At 63.0% G+C, this 15,263-nt stretch carries 11 protein-coding genes and 1 pseudogene; 8 read left to right on the top strand and 4 right to left on the bottom strand.

The genetic code is table 11. The features are described from left to right. The 3 genes and pseudogenes from IG178_RS08120 to IG178_RS08110 all read right to left on the bottom strand — a co-directional run. Positions 1–394: pseudogene (locus IG178_RS08120) on the bottom strand (arsenate reductase ArsC); the annotation flags it as partial. 103 nt (positions 395–497) lie between these two features. Then, positions 498–2,327 carry a beta-1,6-N-acetylglucosaminyltransferase gene (locus IG178_RS08115; protein ID WP_193212036.1) on the bottom strand — a complete coding sequence of 610 codons (1,830 nt, stop codon included), beginning with the start codon at positions 2,325–2,327 and terminating at the stop codon, positions 498–500. Between the two features lie 95 nt (positions 2,328–2,422). Beyond that, a complete protein-coding gene (locus IG178_RS08110; protein ID WP_193212035.1) occupies positions 2,423–3,631 on the bottom strand; it encodes a GTP-binding protein in 1,209 nt (402 codons plus the stop codon). On the opposite strand from IG178_RS08110, the gene IG178_RS08105 reads away from it, so the two are divergent. The 8 genes from IG178_RS08105 to IG178_RS08070 all read left to right on the top strand — a co-directional run bounded on the left by IG178_RS08105 (position 3,630) and on the right by IG178_RS08070 (position 11,268). Then, complete coding sequence (locus IG178_RS08105) at positions 3,630–3,944, top strand: hypothetical protein (protein WP_193212034.1); 315 nt, start codon at positions 3,630–3,632, stop codon at positions 3,942–3,944. The two genes, IG178_RS08110 and IG178_RS08105, sit on opposite strands and share 2 nt — an antisense overlap. A 109-nt stretch (positions 3,945–4,053) precedes the next feature. Next, positions 4,054–5,460 (top strand): hypothetical protein, encoded by a 1,407-nt coding sequence (locus IG178_RS08100; protein ID WP_193212033.1) that lies wholly within the window; start codon positions 4,054–4,056, stop codon positions 5,458–5,460. 22 nt (positions 5,461–5,482) lie between these two features. Continuing rightward, positions 5,483–6,091 carry a hypothetical protein gene (locus IG178_RS08095; RefSeq protein WP_193212032.1) on the top strand — a complete coding sequence of 203 codons (609 nt, stop codon included), beginning with the start codon at positions 5,483–5,485 and terminating at the stop codon, positions 6,089–6,091. Beyond that, entirely contained in the window at positions 6,088–6,309 is a 222-nt protein-coding gene (locus tag IG178_RS08090; RefSeq protein WP_193212031.1) for a hypothetical protein, read from the top strand. The genes IG178_RS08095 and IG178_RS08090 overlap by 4 nt, the downstream gene beginning before the upstream one ends. A gap of 385 nt (positions 6,310–6,694) precedes the next feature. Continuing rightward, complete coding sequence (locus IG178_RS08085) at positions 6,695–7,087, top strand: UDP-galactopyranose mutase (protein WP_193212030.1); 393 nt, start codon at positions 6,695–6,697, stop codon at positions 7,085–7,087. A 153-nt stretch (positions 7,088–7,240) separates the two neighbouring features. Then, on the top strand, positions 7,241–8,536 hold the full coding sequence (locus tag IG178_RS08080; RefSeq protein ID WP_193212029.1) for a Gfo/Idh/MocA family protein: 1,296 nt from the start codon (positions 7,241–7,243) through the stop codon (positions 8,534–8,536). A gap of 12 nt (positions 8,537–8,548) precedes the next feature. After that, on the top strand, positions 8,549–9,649 hold the full coding sequence (locus IG178_RS08075) for a formylglycine-generating enzyme family protein (RefSeq protein ID WP_193212038.1): 1,101 nt from the start codon (positions 8,549–8,551) through the stop codon (positions 9,647–9,649). Further along, positions 9,646–11,268, top strand: a complete 1,623-nt coding sequence (locus tag IG178_RS08070) for an FAD:protein FMN transferase (RefSeq protein WP_193212028.1) — start codon at positions 9,646–9,648, stop codon at positions 11,266–11,268. The genes IG178_RS08075 and IG178_RS08070 overlap by 4 nt, the downstream gene beginning before the upstream one ends. Here the strand turns inward: IG178_RS08070 and IG178_RS08065 are convergent. Then, positions 11,229–15,263, bottom strand: coding sequence for a non-ribosomal peptide synthetase (locus tag IG178_RS08065; RefSeq protein ID WP_193212027.1), 4,035 nt, complete (start codon positions 15,261–15,263; stop codon positions 11,229–11,231). The two genes, IG178_RS08070 and IG178_RS08065, sit on opposite strands and share 40 nt — an antisense overlap.

The following is a 15,263-nucleotide window of genomic DNA, read 5'->3' as shown; positions in this document are numbered from 1 at the left end:
GATCTCGTCCCGCACCCGGCGAAAGACCGCCATTTGCTCTTCCTCGGTCCCGCTGGCGTGCGCCGGATCGTCAAAGCCCCAGTGGTGGCGGTGGCGCTGGCCGTTGAAATCAGGGCAGGCCTGGTCCGCGTTCCCGCATACCGTGATGACCGTGGTCACCCCTCTTGAACTCCGAAAAGTGCTTCGACCGGTGCCCGGAGATGTCGATCCCGATCTCAGCGAGCGCATCGATCGCCATGGGATGGACGTAGCCGGCGGGTTTCGATCGCGCGCTCCGCACCTCCACCAGATCGCCCGCGACTTCACGCAGGATCCCCTCCGCCAGATGGCTGCGGCAGGAATTGCCGGTGCAGAGGATCAGGATCAGGGGCTTGGCACGGGCGGATGTTGGCATGGGCCGGTGGGAGTGGGATATGCGGAGATGATACAGTGACGGCAATTTCCCCATGGTGGTGACAGAAGAAAGCGGAGGGCAGGGTGGGCCCGGAAACTGTCGGTCAATCGACGGCCGTCTCACGCGTCCGATGAAGTCCGTAGCTCCCGATGTCCGATTCCGCCGGGAACTTCCGCGCGAAGAAGCAGCCGCTCTCGCTGATCCGGGCCGCGACCCTGGGCGACACTTTGTTGAATTGGTTCGGGTGCCCCTCGCTCCGCTCCCAATCCGTCCAGGTCACGGAACGGTTGGCAAAGTGGCTCAGCGGCGCGTGCCCGGCCGCCGCCATGACGGTGGCGAAGTAGCACTCGTCCGGTGCGAAGGTCTCCTCGAAGGACTCCGTACGGTCGTCCGCCACCAGGATTTCCGCGTCCGCCCGGTTGAGAATCATCCATTGGTCCTGAAAATGGGCCAGCTCCTTGCGGATTCCCGGCAGTTTCTCGACCCGCTGGGCCTTGAGCAGGTCCCGTTTCCGCATGTCCTCCCACGGCGTCACCCGCAGGCGGGAGCGGGGATCGTATTTCAGCGACCGCAGCAGATCGTGTAGTGGGCGGACCGGCACGCAGCTTTCCGAAACCAGCGCGAAATGCGTTAGGTCGGGATGCTCCAGCCCGGCGCGCAGCATTGCCAACGTAGCCCTTACCAGCGAGACCCCGCCCCATTCCGTCGCCACCCGTTCCTCGATCCGATGGCTGGCGAGGAAATCCCCTCCCGTCAGCGTTTCGGGATGCTTGACGTGGGCGAAATGCCGGACCCTGGAACGGTCGCCGTTCACCCACTCGCGCCAGATCTCCGGGTGATGGACGGGGCCGCGGGTAAGATAGAGCAGGCCGACCACCGGATCGACGGGCTCGGGATCTTCGTCGTCGGCGTCGATTTCCGCGATCCCAAGCACCGGAGCTTGTCCGGCAGCCGGGCTTGCTTCCGGTCCGCCGCAGCATCGTCCGGCGGCAAAATACACCAGCTCGCTGCGGGGATTCCCCCAGGTCACGTATTCCACGTCCAGCGCCAGAAGTTGGGACCGGGCGGTCGACGGAACGAAGGTCAGCATGCCTTCCTGGGCCAGTCGGGGATAGGCGGCCACGGTCATGAAGAATTCATCGAAGCCGTAGCTCGGCCACTCGTGCGATTGGATCGGCAGCGGACCACAGTTCGGCATGATGACCATGTGCTCGGCGGTGCCACGGCGGGCGTGCCAGGTGAAGGCATCAAGCAAGCGCCGGACTTCAAGATGACCGCCTTGCACGCCGAACTGGCAGCCCATGAAGGGCAGATAACACACCTTTCGGTCGCCCGTCGTGTCCGTCGGCACCGGCACCCGCCACGCCGCGACCCCGGCTATCTCCATCGTGCGGGTCCGCTCCAGGTCGCCCTCCAGATCGTTCAGGCGGTCCACGTCGGTCACCGTCACGAGCTTGCCTTCCTCCTCGAAAGGCAGGAATCGCCACAAGCCGCCGGGCGCGAAGCGGAGGCTCGGGCTCTTCATCAGATGGACCTCGCAACCGGCGCCGGCCAGCTCGTCGGCGAGGAATTCGAGGTCGCTCGCGAGATGGACCCGGATCGAGAGTTCCGGGAACTTCTCCAGCAGGACCGGCGTCAGCTCCAGCAATGGTTTCACGTAGTGGTCCCACGGGTTGAAGCGCTTCGCCAACCCCAGCTCGACCGCGTTCATCATCAGCTCCCGTGTCGGCACCGGCAGGTCCGGGTCGCCTCCCCGCACGTTCTTCCAGAACAGTGAAAGGCTGACGATCTCGCGACATTCCGGCCGGGGGTTGATGACCCGGGCGATGCCGTACCATTCCTCCAGCTCCTGCCGCTCGGGCAGGGTCGCTTCGGCTTCGAATTCGTCCACCTGGTCTTCGGTGAACACGGGGAATACTTCAGTCCAGCTCATGGGTAGATGTTTGCTAGTAGATGGCAGTGCGGGGTCGGACTCGCTCGGCCGGCCGGGTCGACCGCTCCGTACTCGATCCACGCCCCACCAGAAGTTCAGCCCGTCACCAGTTGCTCCACGCGATGAGTCGGGCGCGGCTGGCCGGGCTGGAAGGATGCCTTGGCTTTGAAGTTCACTCCCGCTTGGGACCCCAGCACCCGGTCTACCGCCTCATCCAGCAGCTTCGGGTCGCCCTCCGCGCGCAGATTCACCAGCAGGCGGCCTTCCGAGACAGGGATTGCGTGGGATTCCGCGAGACTGACCTCGTCCTCATCCATCACCTGATGCGCCCGGCTGCGGCCGTCCGGGTGTTCGAGCGAGGTCTTGAAATGAGCCACCTTGCAGCCCGAACCCGCAAGATGTCTCGAGATCGCTGAACTCGTTTCCAGCAGCCAGGCATCCGCCGCCGTGGGATGTTCGAAGTCCACGGCGATCTCGGCATTGTACCAGCCCAGCATCGCCTCGCCACGCCCGTAGCGGTCGTAGTCCATCTCCATCAAGCCCGCGGGCAGGCTGGATTCGCTCATCAGTGCGCCGAACCACTCGTCCAGACCCTCGCCAGTCTTGCCAGAGACCACGAACACCCGCTTGCCGGGGAACTGGCCCTCCAAGCGATTGAGCAAATCGTTGAGTTGTTCCTTGGTCAGCAGATCGCGCTTGTTGACCACCAGCCACTCCGCCTCCTCTATCTGCTTGCGGTAGATGTAGCCGACGTCGCGGTGGAAATCCCGCGGGTCGCGCCGCCCGCCCAGCGAGGCAAGGGCACGTCTCCCGTCCAGCACCACGGATAACGGGCACAAGTCGAGCGGCAAGCCATAGACTCGCTCCAAGGGCTGCAACACTGTCGCCATCAGGTCGGTGCAACTCCCCACCGGCTCGGCTACGATCACGTCCGGCTTCGATTCATCACTCATTCGTTCGAGGATGTTAACCAGGTCGTCCAAGCGGCAGCAGAAGCACCCACCCGTCACCTCCGCGACAGCTTCCTGCGGTGACATGACAAAGGTCCCGGTGTCGATAAGTCCGGAACCTTGGTCATTGGACACGAGACCTAACCGGAAATCCCTGTAGCTCAGCCACTCCGAAAATTTCCGGATTAGGGTAGTCTTGCCTGCCCCGAGAAATCCACCGATCAGAGACAGCCGCCGCACACCGTTTTCACTCGTCATGCAAAAGTTCTTGCCATGCCCCCCCACCCATGTGTCAAACACTATGTGATCATAGAAAACCACCATGAACCAATCCATTACCCGCCGGTCCTTCATGAAGCGCAGCGTCGTTGCTGCGGCTGCAGTTTCCAGCCTAACAATTTTTTCAGGGCTTGTGAACGCATCAAGTGGCGGTAAATACAAAGTTCCGGTATTAACAAAAACTTGCAGCGTCTCCGAATGCTACACTGTCAATGTCGATGGGTTGGTGTGGATTGAGTGTGCTGTTGAGTGCTACATTAAGGATGATAGTGGGAATGTGGTGGATAATTTGAACGGATCGCTTGAATGTGACGTTTATGGTAATATTATTGATGATGTGCCGCCAAAGTTTTCTCCCTGTGATAATGCTTCAGGAAATAATATTTAATTGAAATATGATAAAGAGGCTCATTGGTGCGGGAGGTTTTTGCATCATGCTTGGATGTCTGTGTCTGTTGCTGCGAAACTCCGAGGATTCGAATTCGAATTCTGGAGGAGTGAGCAATGACGAATTGCATGACTTGCATAGCATGTCCACTCGCAACTTTAGTGACGCTAGCAATCATGAGAATCAGTCGCGGAGAAAAATTCGAGAGGTCTCTCGTTCTGCTTCAGACTTCTTGCGTAAGTTGAGCAGTTGGTCTGATCGCGATGATCCAATGTTGCTGTGGAAGGCGTTGGACACTCTTGAATTGTCTGAATTGCCTGATGCTTTAGCTGCTCTTGAAAGTGCATCGCTGAATCCAAATCTTCGCCTTTCGCTGATGAAGGCAGCTGTAGCCAAATGCTCGAATCAGGGAGAAATTGGGAGCGTTTTGGAAATAATCGAAGGGGGGAATTACGAAGGCGATCTGCTTCGAGAACTAACTCTCGCTGCATTCTCCGGGTCTAGCAGTTCGATGGATGAACTATTTTATGCGGTGGGGACATTTACTGAATCAAAAGCTCGAGAAAGTGCATTGGCGGGGCTTCGTTTTAGGCTGATTCGCGATAAGTTTGTTGATTTGAAATTTCTGGATTTTTCTAAAACTCCCGCCGATGTGGCGAGAATTGCGATTGACGCTGTTGGAACGAATTTGGCTTCACTATCCAGCTTTGACCAGAGGCGAATTTTCAAGGAGGTTGTGGAAGTGGGGATGGCTATTGACGCGTCGAATCGAGACGAGGTGTCAGTATTAGATGTTTTTTTGTGGAAGTCGGCCAAGTCGGTTCCATTTGATGTTTCCTGGGAAATATATCATAACAATATCGATGTTTCGACGGAGATGAGGAAGATGATTGCCGTGGAAATGGTTAAGGTGGATCCCCAAAAGGCAATTGAGGCGGTGATTGAACGCAACGATAATACTGAGGATCTTTCCTTGATCATAAATGCGTGGAGATCAGGCGACCCGGAGGCTTTTGCAATGTGGGCCTCGGCTGATCCCGTTGCGCAGACGGGGATTATTCGCGATTTACTACTTACCCACAAGGCGTCGACGGCGGGTATTGCTGATTCTTGGGATCTTGTCAGTCAAATAGAGGATCCTGTTCTTAAGAAGACTATTGAAGGAAAAGTCTGGTCTCGGGAGCGGAATCTCTTGCATCGCGCAGTTGAAGAAAATCCAGAAGGCGCATTGATGGACATTGTGGCTGGCAAGTCTAGTTTTAAGGACTACTGGTTGGAAGAGGCAATGACTGTTTGGATGGATTCTGATTCTCAGAGAGCTTCAGACTGGTATCAAAATATTAGGAACTCAATTCCACCGTCTAAATCTCAGTATATTTCAGCTTCTTTTGCGAAGATCGCGGCGTCTCAAGGTGACATGTCTTCTGCGCGGGAATGGGCGAATTCGATATATGACGCCAAGACAAGAAAGCGAATTGAAGCGGAAATCGAGAAAGCCGGCGCAGCGGCGAATTGACGGCTCGCGGGCCAAGTTCCTCATGCGCACCGTCTTTGTGGATTCTGAATTGGGATACGGCATCGCCGTTGCCCCGAAGACCGGGACCTTGAGTATCATCCGCATGCTTTTCGAGATGCGCTGCGGACACCCGCCCGAACCGGGGGAGACGGAATGGTTGGAGGAACTGGGGATGGCCCATCCGGCTTCGGAGGCATTCGCGGCGGGGATCCCGATGATCGCGGTGCACCGGGATCCGTACGAGCGGATCCGCTCGGCCTACCAGCACCGGGTGGTGAGGGAAGGTGAAGCGCCGGCTCGGTCGTTCCGGGCTTTTTGCGAACGCTTGGATTATTACCGGGGCTATCCTTCGATCGCCTGGCACACCGACGCGCAGACACATTGGCTCGGTGACAGCGCGGAGCCCTATGCCGCGGTTTTGACGTTGGAGCAGCTGGATCAATTGCCAGCGGTCGTGAGCGGGTTGATCGGCCGGCCCGTACCGGCGATGGGCCGGGCCCACCGCATGGACGAAAAGCCGGAGTGGGAGGAGGGCTTGCAGGGAATGCTTGCACCCTGGGTCGCCGGCGACCTGCGGGCGGGCTGGAACGGAAAGACCTCGCGGGGTCTGCCGGAGGGAGCTGCCCGATGAAGGAGCGCTTCCTGATCCTCTCCCGCCGTCCGGGTGTCGTCACGGTTGGCTTGCAGGCCATGCTGGAGGGGCTCGGCGAGGTGGAAGTGGTCGCCGATGAGCCGGGCCACGACGCCGTCCGGTATTCCGACGCGGAAATGGCTGGATATGAGCATCTTTCCGGTTTTTCCCGCGGTGCCGGCCGCTGGCCGCGTGGGCGCGGGCGTGGATGCACTTGAATCGGACCATGGGCGGAAACCCGGCCAACGTGTGGTTCATCGAGGACGATGTGGCGGGCGGTAGAGAGGATTTCTCCAAGCTGGCCGACGCGACGGTGGCGATCGACGCCGAATTTTCAGCTCGCGCGGTGAAGTCGCGGCGGACGATTGGGGCTGGCACCACTGGGGACATGCGCGCGACGTCTTCCAGCAGGAGTGCCGGTCCTTCAATCCGCTCTGCCGCTAGAGTGCGCGGCTGCTGGCCACCGTGCTGGAGTTCCGGCGCTGCCACGGGCGCTTCGTGTTCCAGGAAGTCCTGTTCGCCATCGCTGATGGCGGAACACGGCCTGTCCTGTCTGGACTGGGCCGAGGCCCCCGAGACGGCGGGACTTTTGGGGGACACCGGGTGGAGGTGTTCGAATACTCGCGGGAACCGAAACGGCTGCATTTCGAGATCAACGAATGCAACCGGGTGAACGCCTGGACCCGGGCGGTGGATCACTCTCACTGGCTGGAGCAAGATGTGGAGATGGCGGTGATCGGCCGCAAGTATCCCTGCGAGTGGGACGGGACGAACGTGAGGTTCTGCCCGAAGCCCTTCGGTGGAAACCCGGAGCTGTTCCGGCGGTACTGGGAGGCGGCGAAGGCGGAGCGCGGGGTGACCTTCGTGGGCCGTCTGGCGACCTACAAGTATCTGGATAGGGATGATGTGGTCGTGCAGGTGGTGGCAAAGGTTGTAGCGCACCCGGGACCGCCGGTCCTCAGGCCGGCTCGAAGGGCCCTTCAATACTCGCTCTAATCCTCACTGCCGGTCTGAGGACCGGCGCTCCCGGGGAACGAAATGCCGGGGCGGTGGCGTTGAAGCTTTTCGTGAACTGAAAGCTTCCTTGTCGGGCTGATAGATCTCAGCATCCGAACCGGTAAAAGTCGCCAACAACGATCACTTTTCGCTATGAAAACCACCGAATTTAACCGTCGTCGATTTCTCGGGCTGGCAGGTAGCACGCTGGCTGTCACCGGCTTTCCGGCCATTGTCCGCGGCGAGGACGCGTCCCGCCAGGTGCTGAAGATCGGCCTCATCGGCTGTGGCGGCCGTGGCACGGGGGCCGCCAGCCAGGCGCTGTCCGCGGACCCGGACGTCAAGCTCTGGGCCATGGGCGATGCCTTCGCCCCGGCGATCACCAGTAGCTTGCAGCAGTTGGCCTCCTTCGGCGGCAAGGTCGAGGTGCCGGAGGAACGCCGATTTGCCGGTCTCGACGCCTTCAAGGCGGTGCTTGAGAGCGGAGTGGATGTCGTTCTGCTCGCGTCGCCTCCCGGGTTCCGTCCGCAGCATCTCCGTGCAGCGGTGGAAGCCGGCAAGCATGTCTTCGCCGAGAAGCCGATGGCGGTCGATGTCGCCGGCGTGAAGTCGGTTCTCGAGTCGGCCAAGCTGGCGAAGGAGAAGAACGTGGCGATCCAACACGGCTTTTGCTGGCGTTTCGCACCGGGCGTGCGGGAAGCCTATGGCAAGATCACCTCGGGCGAACTCGGCCGCGTGGTTTCCCTCTACGGGACTTACCTCGGCTCGCCGCCGAAGCCGTTGCAGCCCGGCATGACCAAGCCGGACGGGATCGGCGACGTGGAATGGCAGGTCGCATGGTGGAACAATTTCGAGTGGCTGAGCGGCGGTCCCTTGCTGGAGCAGGCGATCCACACCGTGGACAAGGTGGCTTGGGCGATGGGCGACGTGGCGCCGGTCGCGGCGGTCGCCAGCGGCGGCCGGGCGATGCGCAAGGACATCGGCAACGTCTACGATCACTACAACGTGGCTTACGAGTATCCCGGCGGCGTCTTCTGTCAGGTCGGCGAGCGTCAGTACCCGGGGCTCCACGGCGAGGTGATCGACCGGATCTTCTGTGAGAACGGCACCGTGATTTGCCCCGGCTCGCCGATGGTGCTCGGTCCCGACGGCAAGAAGCGCCAGTGGATGTACCGCGCCAAACCGGGCACCCAGCAGAACATGTATCAGGTCTGCCACAACGAATTCTTCGCCGCCCTGCGCAAGGGTGAGATCATCAACACGGGCGAATACATGGCCAACAGCACCATGCTGGCGATCCTCGGCCGCGAGGCGGCGCATACCGGCCAACGCATCACCTGGAAGCAGCTGTGGGAGGCGGATCAGGACCAGGCACCGGACAGCCTGGCATTCCCCGACTCGTTCCCGATTGCTCCGGTGCCGGTGCCGGGGACCTACAAATTGGCCTGAAACACCATCGTGATGCTGAGACCACTGCTGGTTTGCTTGCCGCTCGCCGTTTGCCGCGCGGACGATGCCCTTCCGAAGCCTGATCTGTTGCCGACCACCCGGGCGATCCACGAGGCGATCGCGAAGGCTGCCGACCCGGCGGCGGAGGCGATGAAGCCATACACCGAGAAGGTTCCGCAGACGGAAGACGCGACCTTGGATCTGGTCGTCATTCCGGGCGGCGAGTTCACCATCGGTTCACCCGAGGCCGAGGAAGGACGGCTGCCCGACGAAGGGCCGCAGAGGAAATTGAAGATCGAGCCGTTCTGGATGGCGAAGGTGGAGACGACCTGGGCGCTCTACCAGCCGTTCATGGAGAACCAGAAGTCGCGCAACAAGGACGGCACGCTCAACCGCGACGGCAACATCACCACCTCCGAGCCGCCGGAACGAAAAGACGGCGAGACCCTGGTCGACGTGGTGACCCAGCCGACGCCGCCGTATGTTCCGATGAATTTCGGCATGGGCGACGGCTATGCCAAGGACTGTCCCGCGGTGGGCGTGACCCAGCATGCCGCCAGCAAGTTCTGCGAGTGGCTGAGCGCCCAGACCGGTCACTTCTACCGGTTGCCGACGGAAGCCGAGTGGGAATACGCCTGCCGCGCCGGGACGACCACGGCCTATGGATTCGGCGACGATCCGGCCCAGCTCGGCGACTACGCCTGGCTGGCGGAGAACTCGGATTTCCAGTATCAGGCGGTGGGTGGCAAGAAGCCGAACGCCTGGGGCTTGTTCGACATGCATGGCAACGTTGCCGAGCTCTGTCTCGGGCAATACGCGCCGGATGCCTACGCGGCGCTGAAGGACGGCGACATCAATCCATGGACGGTCATCACCAAGCGTTATCCGACCGTGGTTCGCGGCGGGAGCTGGAACGACGATCCGGACCGGCTCCGTTCCGCGGCCCGCCTGGGCAGTGACCCGGCTTGGAAGATGATCGATCCCCAGCTGCCGAAATCGCTGTGGTATTTCACCAATGCCCCGTGGCTGGGCTTCCGCGTCGTCCGCCCGCTGAAGACCCCGCCGGTGGAGGAGATGCACCGCTACTGGAACATGGACGGCGACACCGAATGAGGGCCGTCCTCCGGCACTTGGTTGCGTTGCAAATGATCGCCGCGCTGTGGGCCGCACCGTCGAGGTTCACCTTCGAGCGCGGCCTGATGGGAACCCGTTTCGCCATCACTTGTCACGGCGAGGACGAGGCCGTGGCGAAGGCGGCGGCGGATGAGGCGTTCAAGCTTGCGGGCGAGATCGAGGCGGTCGCTTCCGACTACATCGCCGACAGCGAGTTGCTGCGCTTGTCGCAAGGCACCGCCGGGCGGCCGGTGGCACTGTCGCCGCGCCTGTTCGACCTGTTGGAGAAATCCATCGGCTTCGCCGGACGGACCGACGGGCGTTTCGATCCGACGATGGGACCGCTCACCCGCCTGTGGCGCGAGGCCCGCCGGCGGGGGGAACTCCCGGAACCTGCGGTTTTGGAGAGCGCCAGGTCGGCATGCGGGTGGAAGTTGTTGGAACTCGACGAAGGAACGCGGACCGCGACCTTGGGGCACGACGGCATGCGGCTCGATCTCGGGGGAATTGCCAAAGGCTACACGGCCGACGCGATGTTCGAGTTGATGCGGTCACGGGGCTTCGCCTCGACCTGCATCGCGGCGGGAGGCGACCTGCGGCTCGGCGATCCGCCCCCGGGCAAGCGGGGCTGGTCGGTGGGCGTGAGGACTTTGCAGAAGGATGATCTTTCCGGACAGCTGGAGTTGTCCAATTGCGCGGTCTCCACGTCGGGTGACCTGCAGCAGCGGATCGAGATCGATGGCGTCGGCTACTCCCACATCATCGACCCGTCCACCGGGCTCGGCCTGACCCGTCACCTGGCGGTGACGATCGTGGCGGCCGATGCAACCACCAGCGATGCCCTGGCCACCGCGGCTTGCACCGTGGATGGATCGATGGTCGAGGCACTCGCAAAGCAGTGGGGGGCGAGGGAAGTGATGGCGGAGGGGACCGTCCGGTTCATGTCATGGAACCTTCACCATGGGGTGGGGGAAGACGGCAAGCTGGACCTCGAGCGCATCGCCAGCGTGATCCGGGCCCAGGCACCGGACGTTGTCGTCCTGCAAGAGGTGGACAATCGCTGCCGGCGCAGCGGCAACGTCGACCAAGCAGCCGAGCTCGCACGGCTGACCGGCATGCACGGTGCCTTCGGCAAGGCGATCGACCACGACGGTGGCGAGTATGGGCATGCGATTCTTTCAAAGGGGAAGCTTGGCGCGACCGCGGTTCACCGATTGCCCGGTGACGGCGAACCGCGCATCGCCTTCGAGGCGACGGCGTCGGTCGCGGGGAAGCCGGTGCGGGTGGTTTCCGTCCACCTCGACCACCAGGACGAAGAACGCCGGCTGGGTCAGGCCGTGGCCTTGGCCGGGATGCTGGGAGACACCACCGGACCGATGATCGTGGGAGGGGATTTCAATGACATTCCCGGTTCAGAAACCTTGAAGAAAGTCGGGTCGCTTGGGGCTGCGGTCGACAAGAGCGGTGCACGCCTGACCCAGCCGGCGCGGGCCCCCAAAGTGGAAATCGATCATGTCTTCGTTCGTCGGCTCAAGCCCGTGGCTCCGGCGCGGGTGGTCCCGGATGCCATCGCTTCCGATCACCGGCCGGTGGTCGTCGAGTTGATGTCAGACCCGTGACGGACGGCGACGTGCAAGGCGGAGGCAAGGGCCGCGGACAGAGCCTCGACATTCTCCTCGTCGAACAAGGTCAGGTGTTGGCCCGGCACGGGGATGATCTCAAGGCCGCGGCCCGCCAGTTCCGACCACCCGTAGTCGTCCGGCCATTCGACCTTGTCGCTGGGAGTCTGCGCCTTGAACAGCGTGATGGCGCCCGGGAAGGGATGCGGATGGTAAGCCTCCATCGCCCGCCAGTTTTCCTCTCGGACCTGGACACGGCGCAGGTCGCTGTGGGCTTCGGCCGGACCTTGTGACATCGCCGCCGCGACTTCTTCCTTCACCCGCCGGTGGGTGCCGATGCCTTCCGCGATCCGCTCGCGCAGGCGTTCAAGCTTTGCCGGCAGCGGCAGGTCGTCCTGCTGTTGCCAGAAGGCTCCCAGCCGTCCCGGCAGCGACAGGCGCTTGCAAGGGGCGGCGGGGTTGTGGGTGTCGAAGAGCCCGAGGAACTCGACCTCGCGACCTTGCCCGGTGAGAAGGCAGGCCATTTCATGCGCGACGACACCGCCGAAGGAATAGCCGGCGAGGCGGATGGGCCCTTGCGGCTGCATGGCCAAGAGCTCCCGGACATAGTCGGCGGCGGTCTCCTCGACGGTCGCTTCCTGGATCGGCTCGCTGCGTCCCAGGGCAAGCGCCTCGATCGCATACAGCGGGAAGTCGCCCGGCATGCGGTCGGCGAGAGATCGATAGAAAAGGACGCCTCCGTCGCCGCCGTGGATGCAAAACAAGGGCGGACCGCCCCCTCCGCGCAGGGTGACCACCTGGCCCTTTTTGCCGCCCGTGAACTCAAGGGCAGAGGAGGGCGAGAGCGCGGCCCCCAACCGGGCGATGGTGGGGTGGGTGAGGAGGGCGGAGAGCGGCAGGGACCGGCCGAATTCGCGGTTGATCCGCGAGAACATGCGCAGCGCCATCAAGGAGTGGCCGCCCAGCGCGAAGAAGTCGTCGTCGCGGCTGATCTCCTGGATCTCCAGTAGTTCGCGCCAGATGCTCGCGAGCTTCAGTTCCGTCTCGCCGATGGGGGCGGCAAACGCTTTCGATCCGCTGGGTTGGACCGTGGGCTCCGGCAGCGCCGCCGCGTCGATCTTGCCGTTGGCATTGACCGGGAAAGACCCGACGGGGATCACGGCGTCGGGCCGCAGGAAGGCGGGTAGACGGGCGGAAAGCCAGGACTTGAGCTGATGGCCGTCCAGCAGGCTGCCCTGTTCCAGCAGGATCCAGGCGAGGATGCGCTTGTCCTCGGCGCTGTCGCCGCGCACGGCGACCTTCACCTGGCGGACCTCGGGGTGACTGGAGAGGGCGGCTTCGATTTCGCCCGGTTCAACCCGGAAACCCCGCACCTTCACCTGGTGGTCGATGCGCCCGGTGAATTCGATCGTCCCGTCGGGCAACCAGCGGCAGAGGTCGCCGGTGCGATAGAGCCGGCCGAATTGCGGATGGGTGATGAATTTCGCCGCCGTCAGGGCTTCATCGCCGAGGTAACCGACCGCGAGGCCGTCGCCGCCGGTGTGAAGCTCCCCGGGGACCCCGGTCGCGACGGGCCGTCCCGATTCGTCGAGGATGAACACGGAAGTGTTGGCAATCGGCCGGCCGATCGGAATGGACGGACGCTCACAGTCCGCCGCGGTGATGGCGTGGCAGGTGGTGAAGGTGGCGTTCTCCGTCGGGCCGTAACCGTTGATGAGCTGCGTGCCGGGCAACACTTCAATGGCCCGCCGGACGTGGGCGACCGACAAGACGTCCCCCCCGGCGAGCAGGTAGCGCAGGCCCCGCAGGTCATCCGCGTGTTCCTCGATCATCACTTGGAACAATCCCGCCGTGAGCCAGAGCGTGGTGACCTGCTTGTGACGAACCGTGGCCGCAATCTCGTCGAGCCCGGTGCCGTGGCGCGGGATCACCAGTTTTCCCCCGTTGAGCAGGGGCGCCCAGATTTCGAAAGTCGAGGCATCGAACGAGAGGGGCGCCGCCTGGAGGAAGACGTCGTCGGCTGAGAGGTCGATGTAGTCGCATCCACGGACCAGGCGGATGATGCCACGCTGGGGAACCAGCACGCCCTTCGGTTTGCCGGTCGAGCCGGAGGTAAAGAGCAGGCAGGCCGGATGCTCCGCGCTGGTGGGAAGCAGCGGGATGGGCCCGGACGGGGAGTCGGTGCCGCCCAGCTCGACGACCGTTCCCGGCCAGGCACCGAAGCGGTCGCGCAGGCCGCTGCCACAGAGTCCGTGGCGAGCGCCGCTCTCGTCGAGCAGGAGCTTGATGCGGTCATCCGGGAAGTCGGGATCCAGCGGGACGTAGGAGCCGCCGGAGAGGACGATCCCGATCAGTCCGGTGATGGTTTCCAGCGACGGCTTCGCGCACAGGATCACGGGATCGCCGGGGTTGACCCCGGAATCGATCAAACGCTTTGCCACCGTCGTTGCCGCGGCACGCAGCTGGGCGTAGCTCAGCGATTCGTCGCCGAACTCGATGGCGGTGGTGGCGGCGTGGCGGTTCGCCGTTTCAACGAACAGCTCCGCAAGGGACGCATCGCGGGGATAGGGGGACGTTGTTCCCGGCCATTCGCCGGTGATGCGCTGCTCTTCGTCCGCCGTGAGGATCTGCAAACTGGAAATCGGTCGGGAAGGATCGTCGGCGAGTTCTTCCAGGAGCCGCTGGTAGTGGCCGATCATCCGCTCCGCCGTCGCGCGGTTGAAGAGGTCGGTGCTGTAGTCGCAGGACAAGCGCCAGCCCTCCGCGCGTTCGATTACGAAGAAGTGGAGGTCGAAGATGGTTCCGGGCGAGGGGGCGGGGAGCGGGGTCATCTCCACTCCGTTGAAGCTTCCCGCCTTCGAGAAGGCCCGCTGGTGGGTGAAGTTCACCTGGAAAAGGGGGTTCCGGCTCGCATCGCGCTCCGGGCGGAGCTCGCGGACCAGGTACTCGAAGGGCAGGTCCTGGTGCTCCACAGCCTCCAGGGCGGAGTCGCGGACGCGGCCGAGCAGGGTTTCGAAGGAGGGATCTCCTCCCAGATCGGTACGCAGCACCAGGGAATTGATGAAGACGCCGATCAACGGTTCCATCTCCGGCCGGGTGCGGCCGGTGATCGGCGAACCGACCGCGATGTCGGAACTGCCGCTGTAGCGGTGCAGCAGCACCTTGTAGGCGGCGAGCATCAGGTGGAAAAGGGTCGCCCCGTTGCGGGCGGCGATGGCTTGCAGGCGGCCGGTCAAGTCGCGCGGCAACAGGGCGGAAACCAGTTCACCCCGCCATGACTTCGCCGCGGGGCGCGGCCGGTCGGTCGGGAGGTCGAGCTCGTTCATCCCGGCGAGCTTCTGCTTCCAATACTGCATCTGCCGGGCAAGGGCGGGGCTTTCGAGGTGTTCCCTCTGCCATACACTGTAGTCCCCGTACTGGATCGGGAGTGGATCGAGCGGGCAGGCACGGCCTTCGTGCAAGGCCTGGTAGATTGCGGCGATTTCCTCGGTCAGGACCGTCATCGACGATCCGTCGAACAAGGCGTGGTGGACCGACATGTGCAGGTGGTGCCGGTTCGCCGAGAGGCGCACGAGCTCCGCGCGGAACGCAGGGCCGGTGGCCAGGTCGAAAGGACGCTCCGCCTCGAGCCGGCTGAGATTGACGACCTCGGCTTCTTGTTGTTCCCCGGGCAGGCCGGTGAGATCGATCCGGGCGAGCTCGAAGCCGGTGTCGGGGACGATCACCTGCAACAGCTCCCCGCCGTCTTCCTCAAAGTGGGTCCGCAGCGCTTCGTGGCGGTCGATGATCGTGCGCAGCGTCTGTTCCAACAGGTCGGCGTCGAGCGGGCCGTCGAGACGGAAGCGCATCGGGATGTTGAAAGCGGTGACGCCGGGTTGCAGGCATTCGAGGTACCAGAAGACCTGCTGGGCGACCGAGGCGGGGAATGCGAGCACATCGCCGGCGCCGTCCGCAGGAGCGGGCGTGGAGTCGTCGAGGTGCGGGGAGTCACTCAT

The sequence above is a fragment of the Neoluteolibacter marinus genome (assembly GCF_014904755.1).
Lineage (GTDB): Bacteria > Verrucomicrobiota > Verrucomicrobiia > Verrucomicrobiales > Akkermansiaceae > Haloferula > Haloferula marina.
This window is presented reverse-complemented; position numbering and strand designations above follow the sequence as displayed.

Coding starts and splice junctions, on each gene's coding strand:
- IG178_RS08115 (WP_193212036.1), bottom strand. CDS start 2,327: ATGAGCTGGACTGAAGTATTCCCCGTGTTCACCGAAGACCAGGTGGAC.
- IG178_RS08105 (WP_193212034.1), top strand. CDS start 3,630: ATGAAGCGCAGCGTCGTTGCTGCGGCTGCAGTTTCCAGCCTAACAATT.
- IG178_RS08110 (WP_193212035.1), bottom strand. CDS start 3,631: ATGAAGGACCGGCGGGTAATGGATTGGTTCATGGTGGTTTTCTATGAT.
- IG178_RS08095 (WP_193212032.1), top strand. CDS start 5,483: ATGCGCACCGTCTTTGTGGATTCTGAATTGGGATACGGCATCGCCGTT.
- IG178_RS08090 (WP_193212031.1), top strand. CDS start 6,088: ATGAAGGAGCGCTTCCTGATCCTCTCCCGCCGTCCGGGTGTCGTCACG.
- IG178_RS08080 (WP_193212029.1), top strand. CDS start 7,241: ATGAAAACCACCGAATTTAACCGTCGTCGATTTCTCGGGCTGGCAGGT.
- IG178_RS08075 (WP_193212038.1), top strand. CDS start 8,549: ATGCTGAGACCACTGCTGGTTTGCTTGCCGCTCGCCGTTTGCCGCGCG.
- IG178_RS08070 (WP_193212028.1), top strand. CDS start 9,646: ATGAGGGCCGTCCTCCGGCACTTGGTTGCGTTGCAAATGATCGCCGCG.
- IG178_RS08065 (WP_193212027.1), bottom strand. CDS start 15,263: ATGAGTGACTCCCCGCACCTCGACGACTCCACGCCCGCTCCTGCGGAC.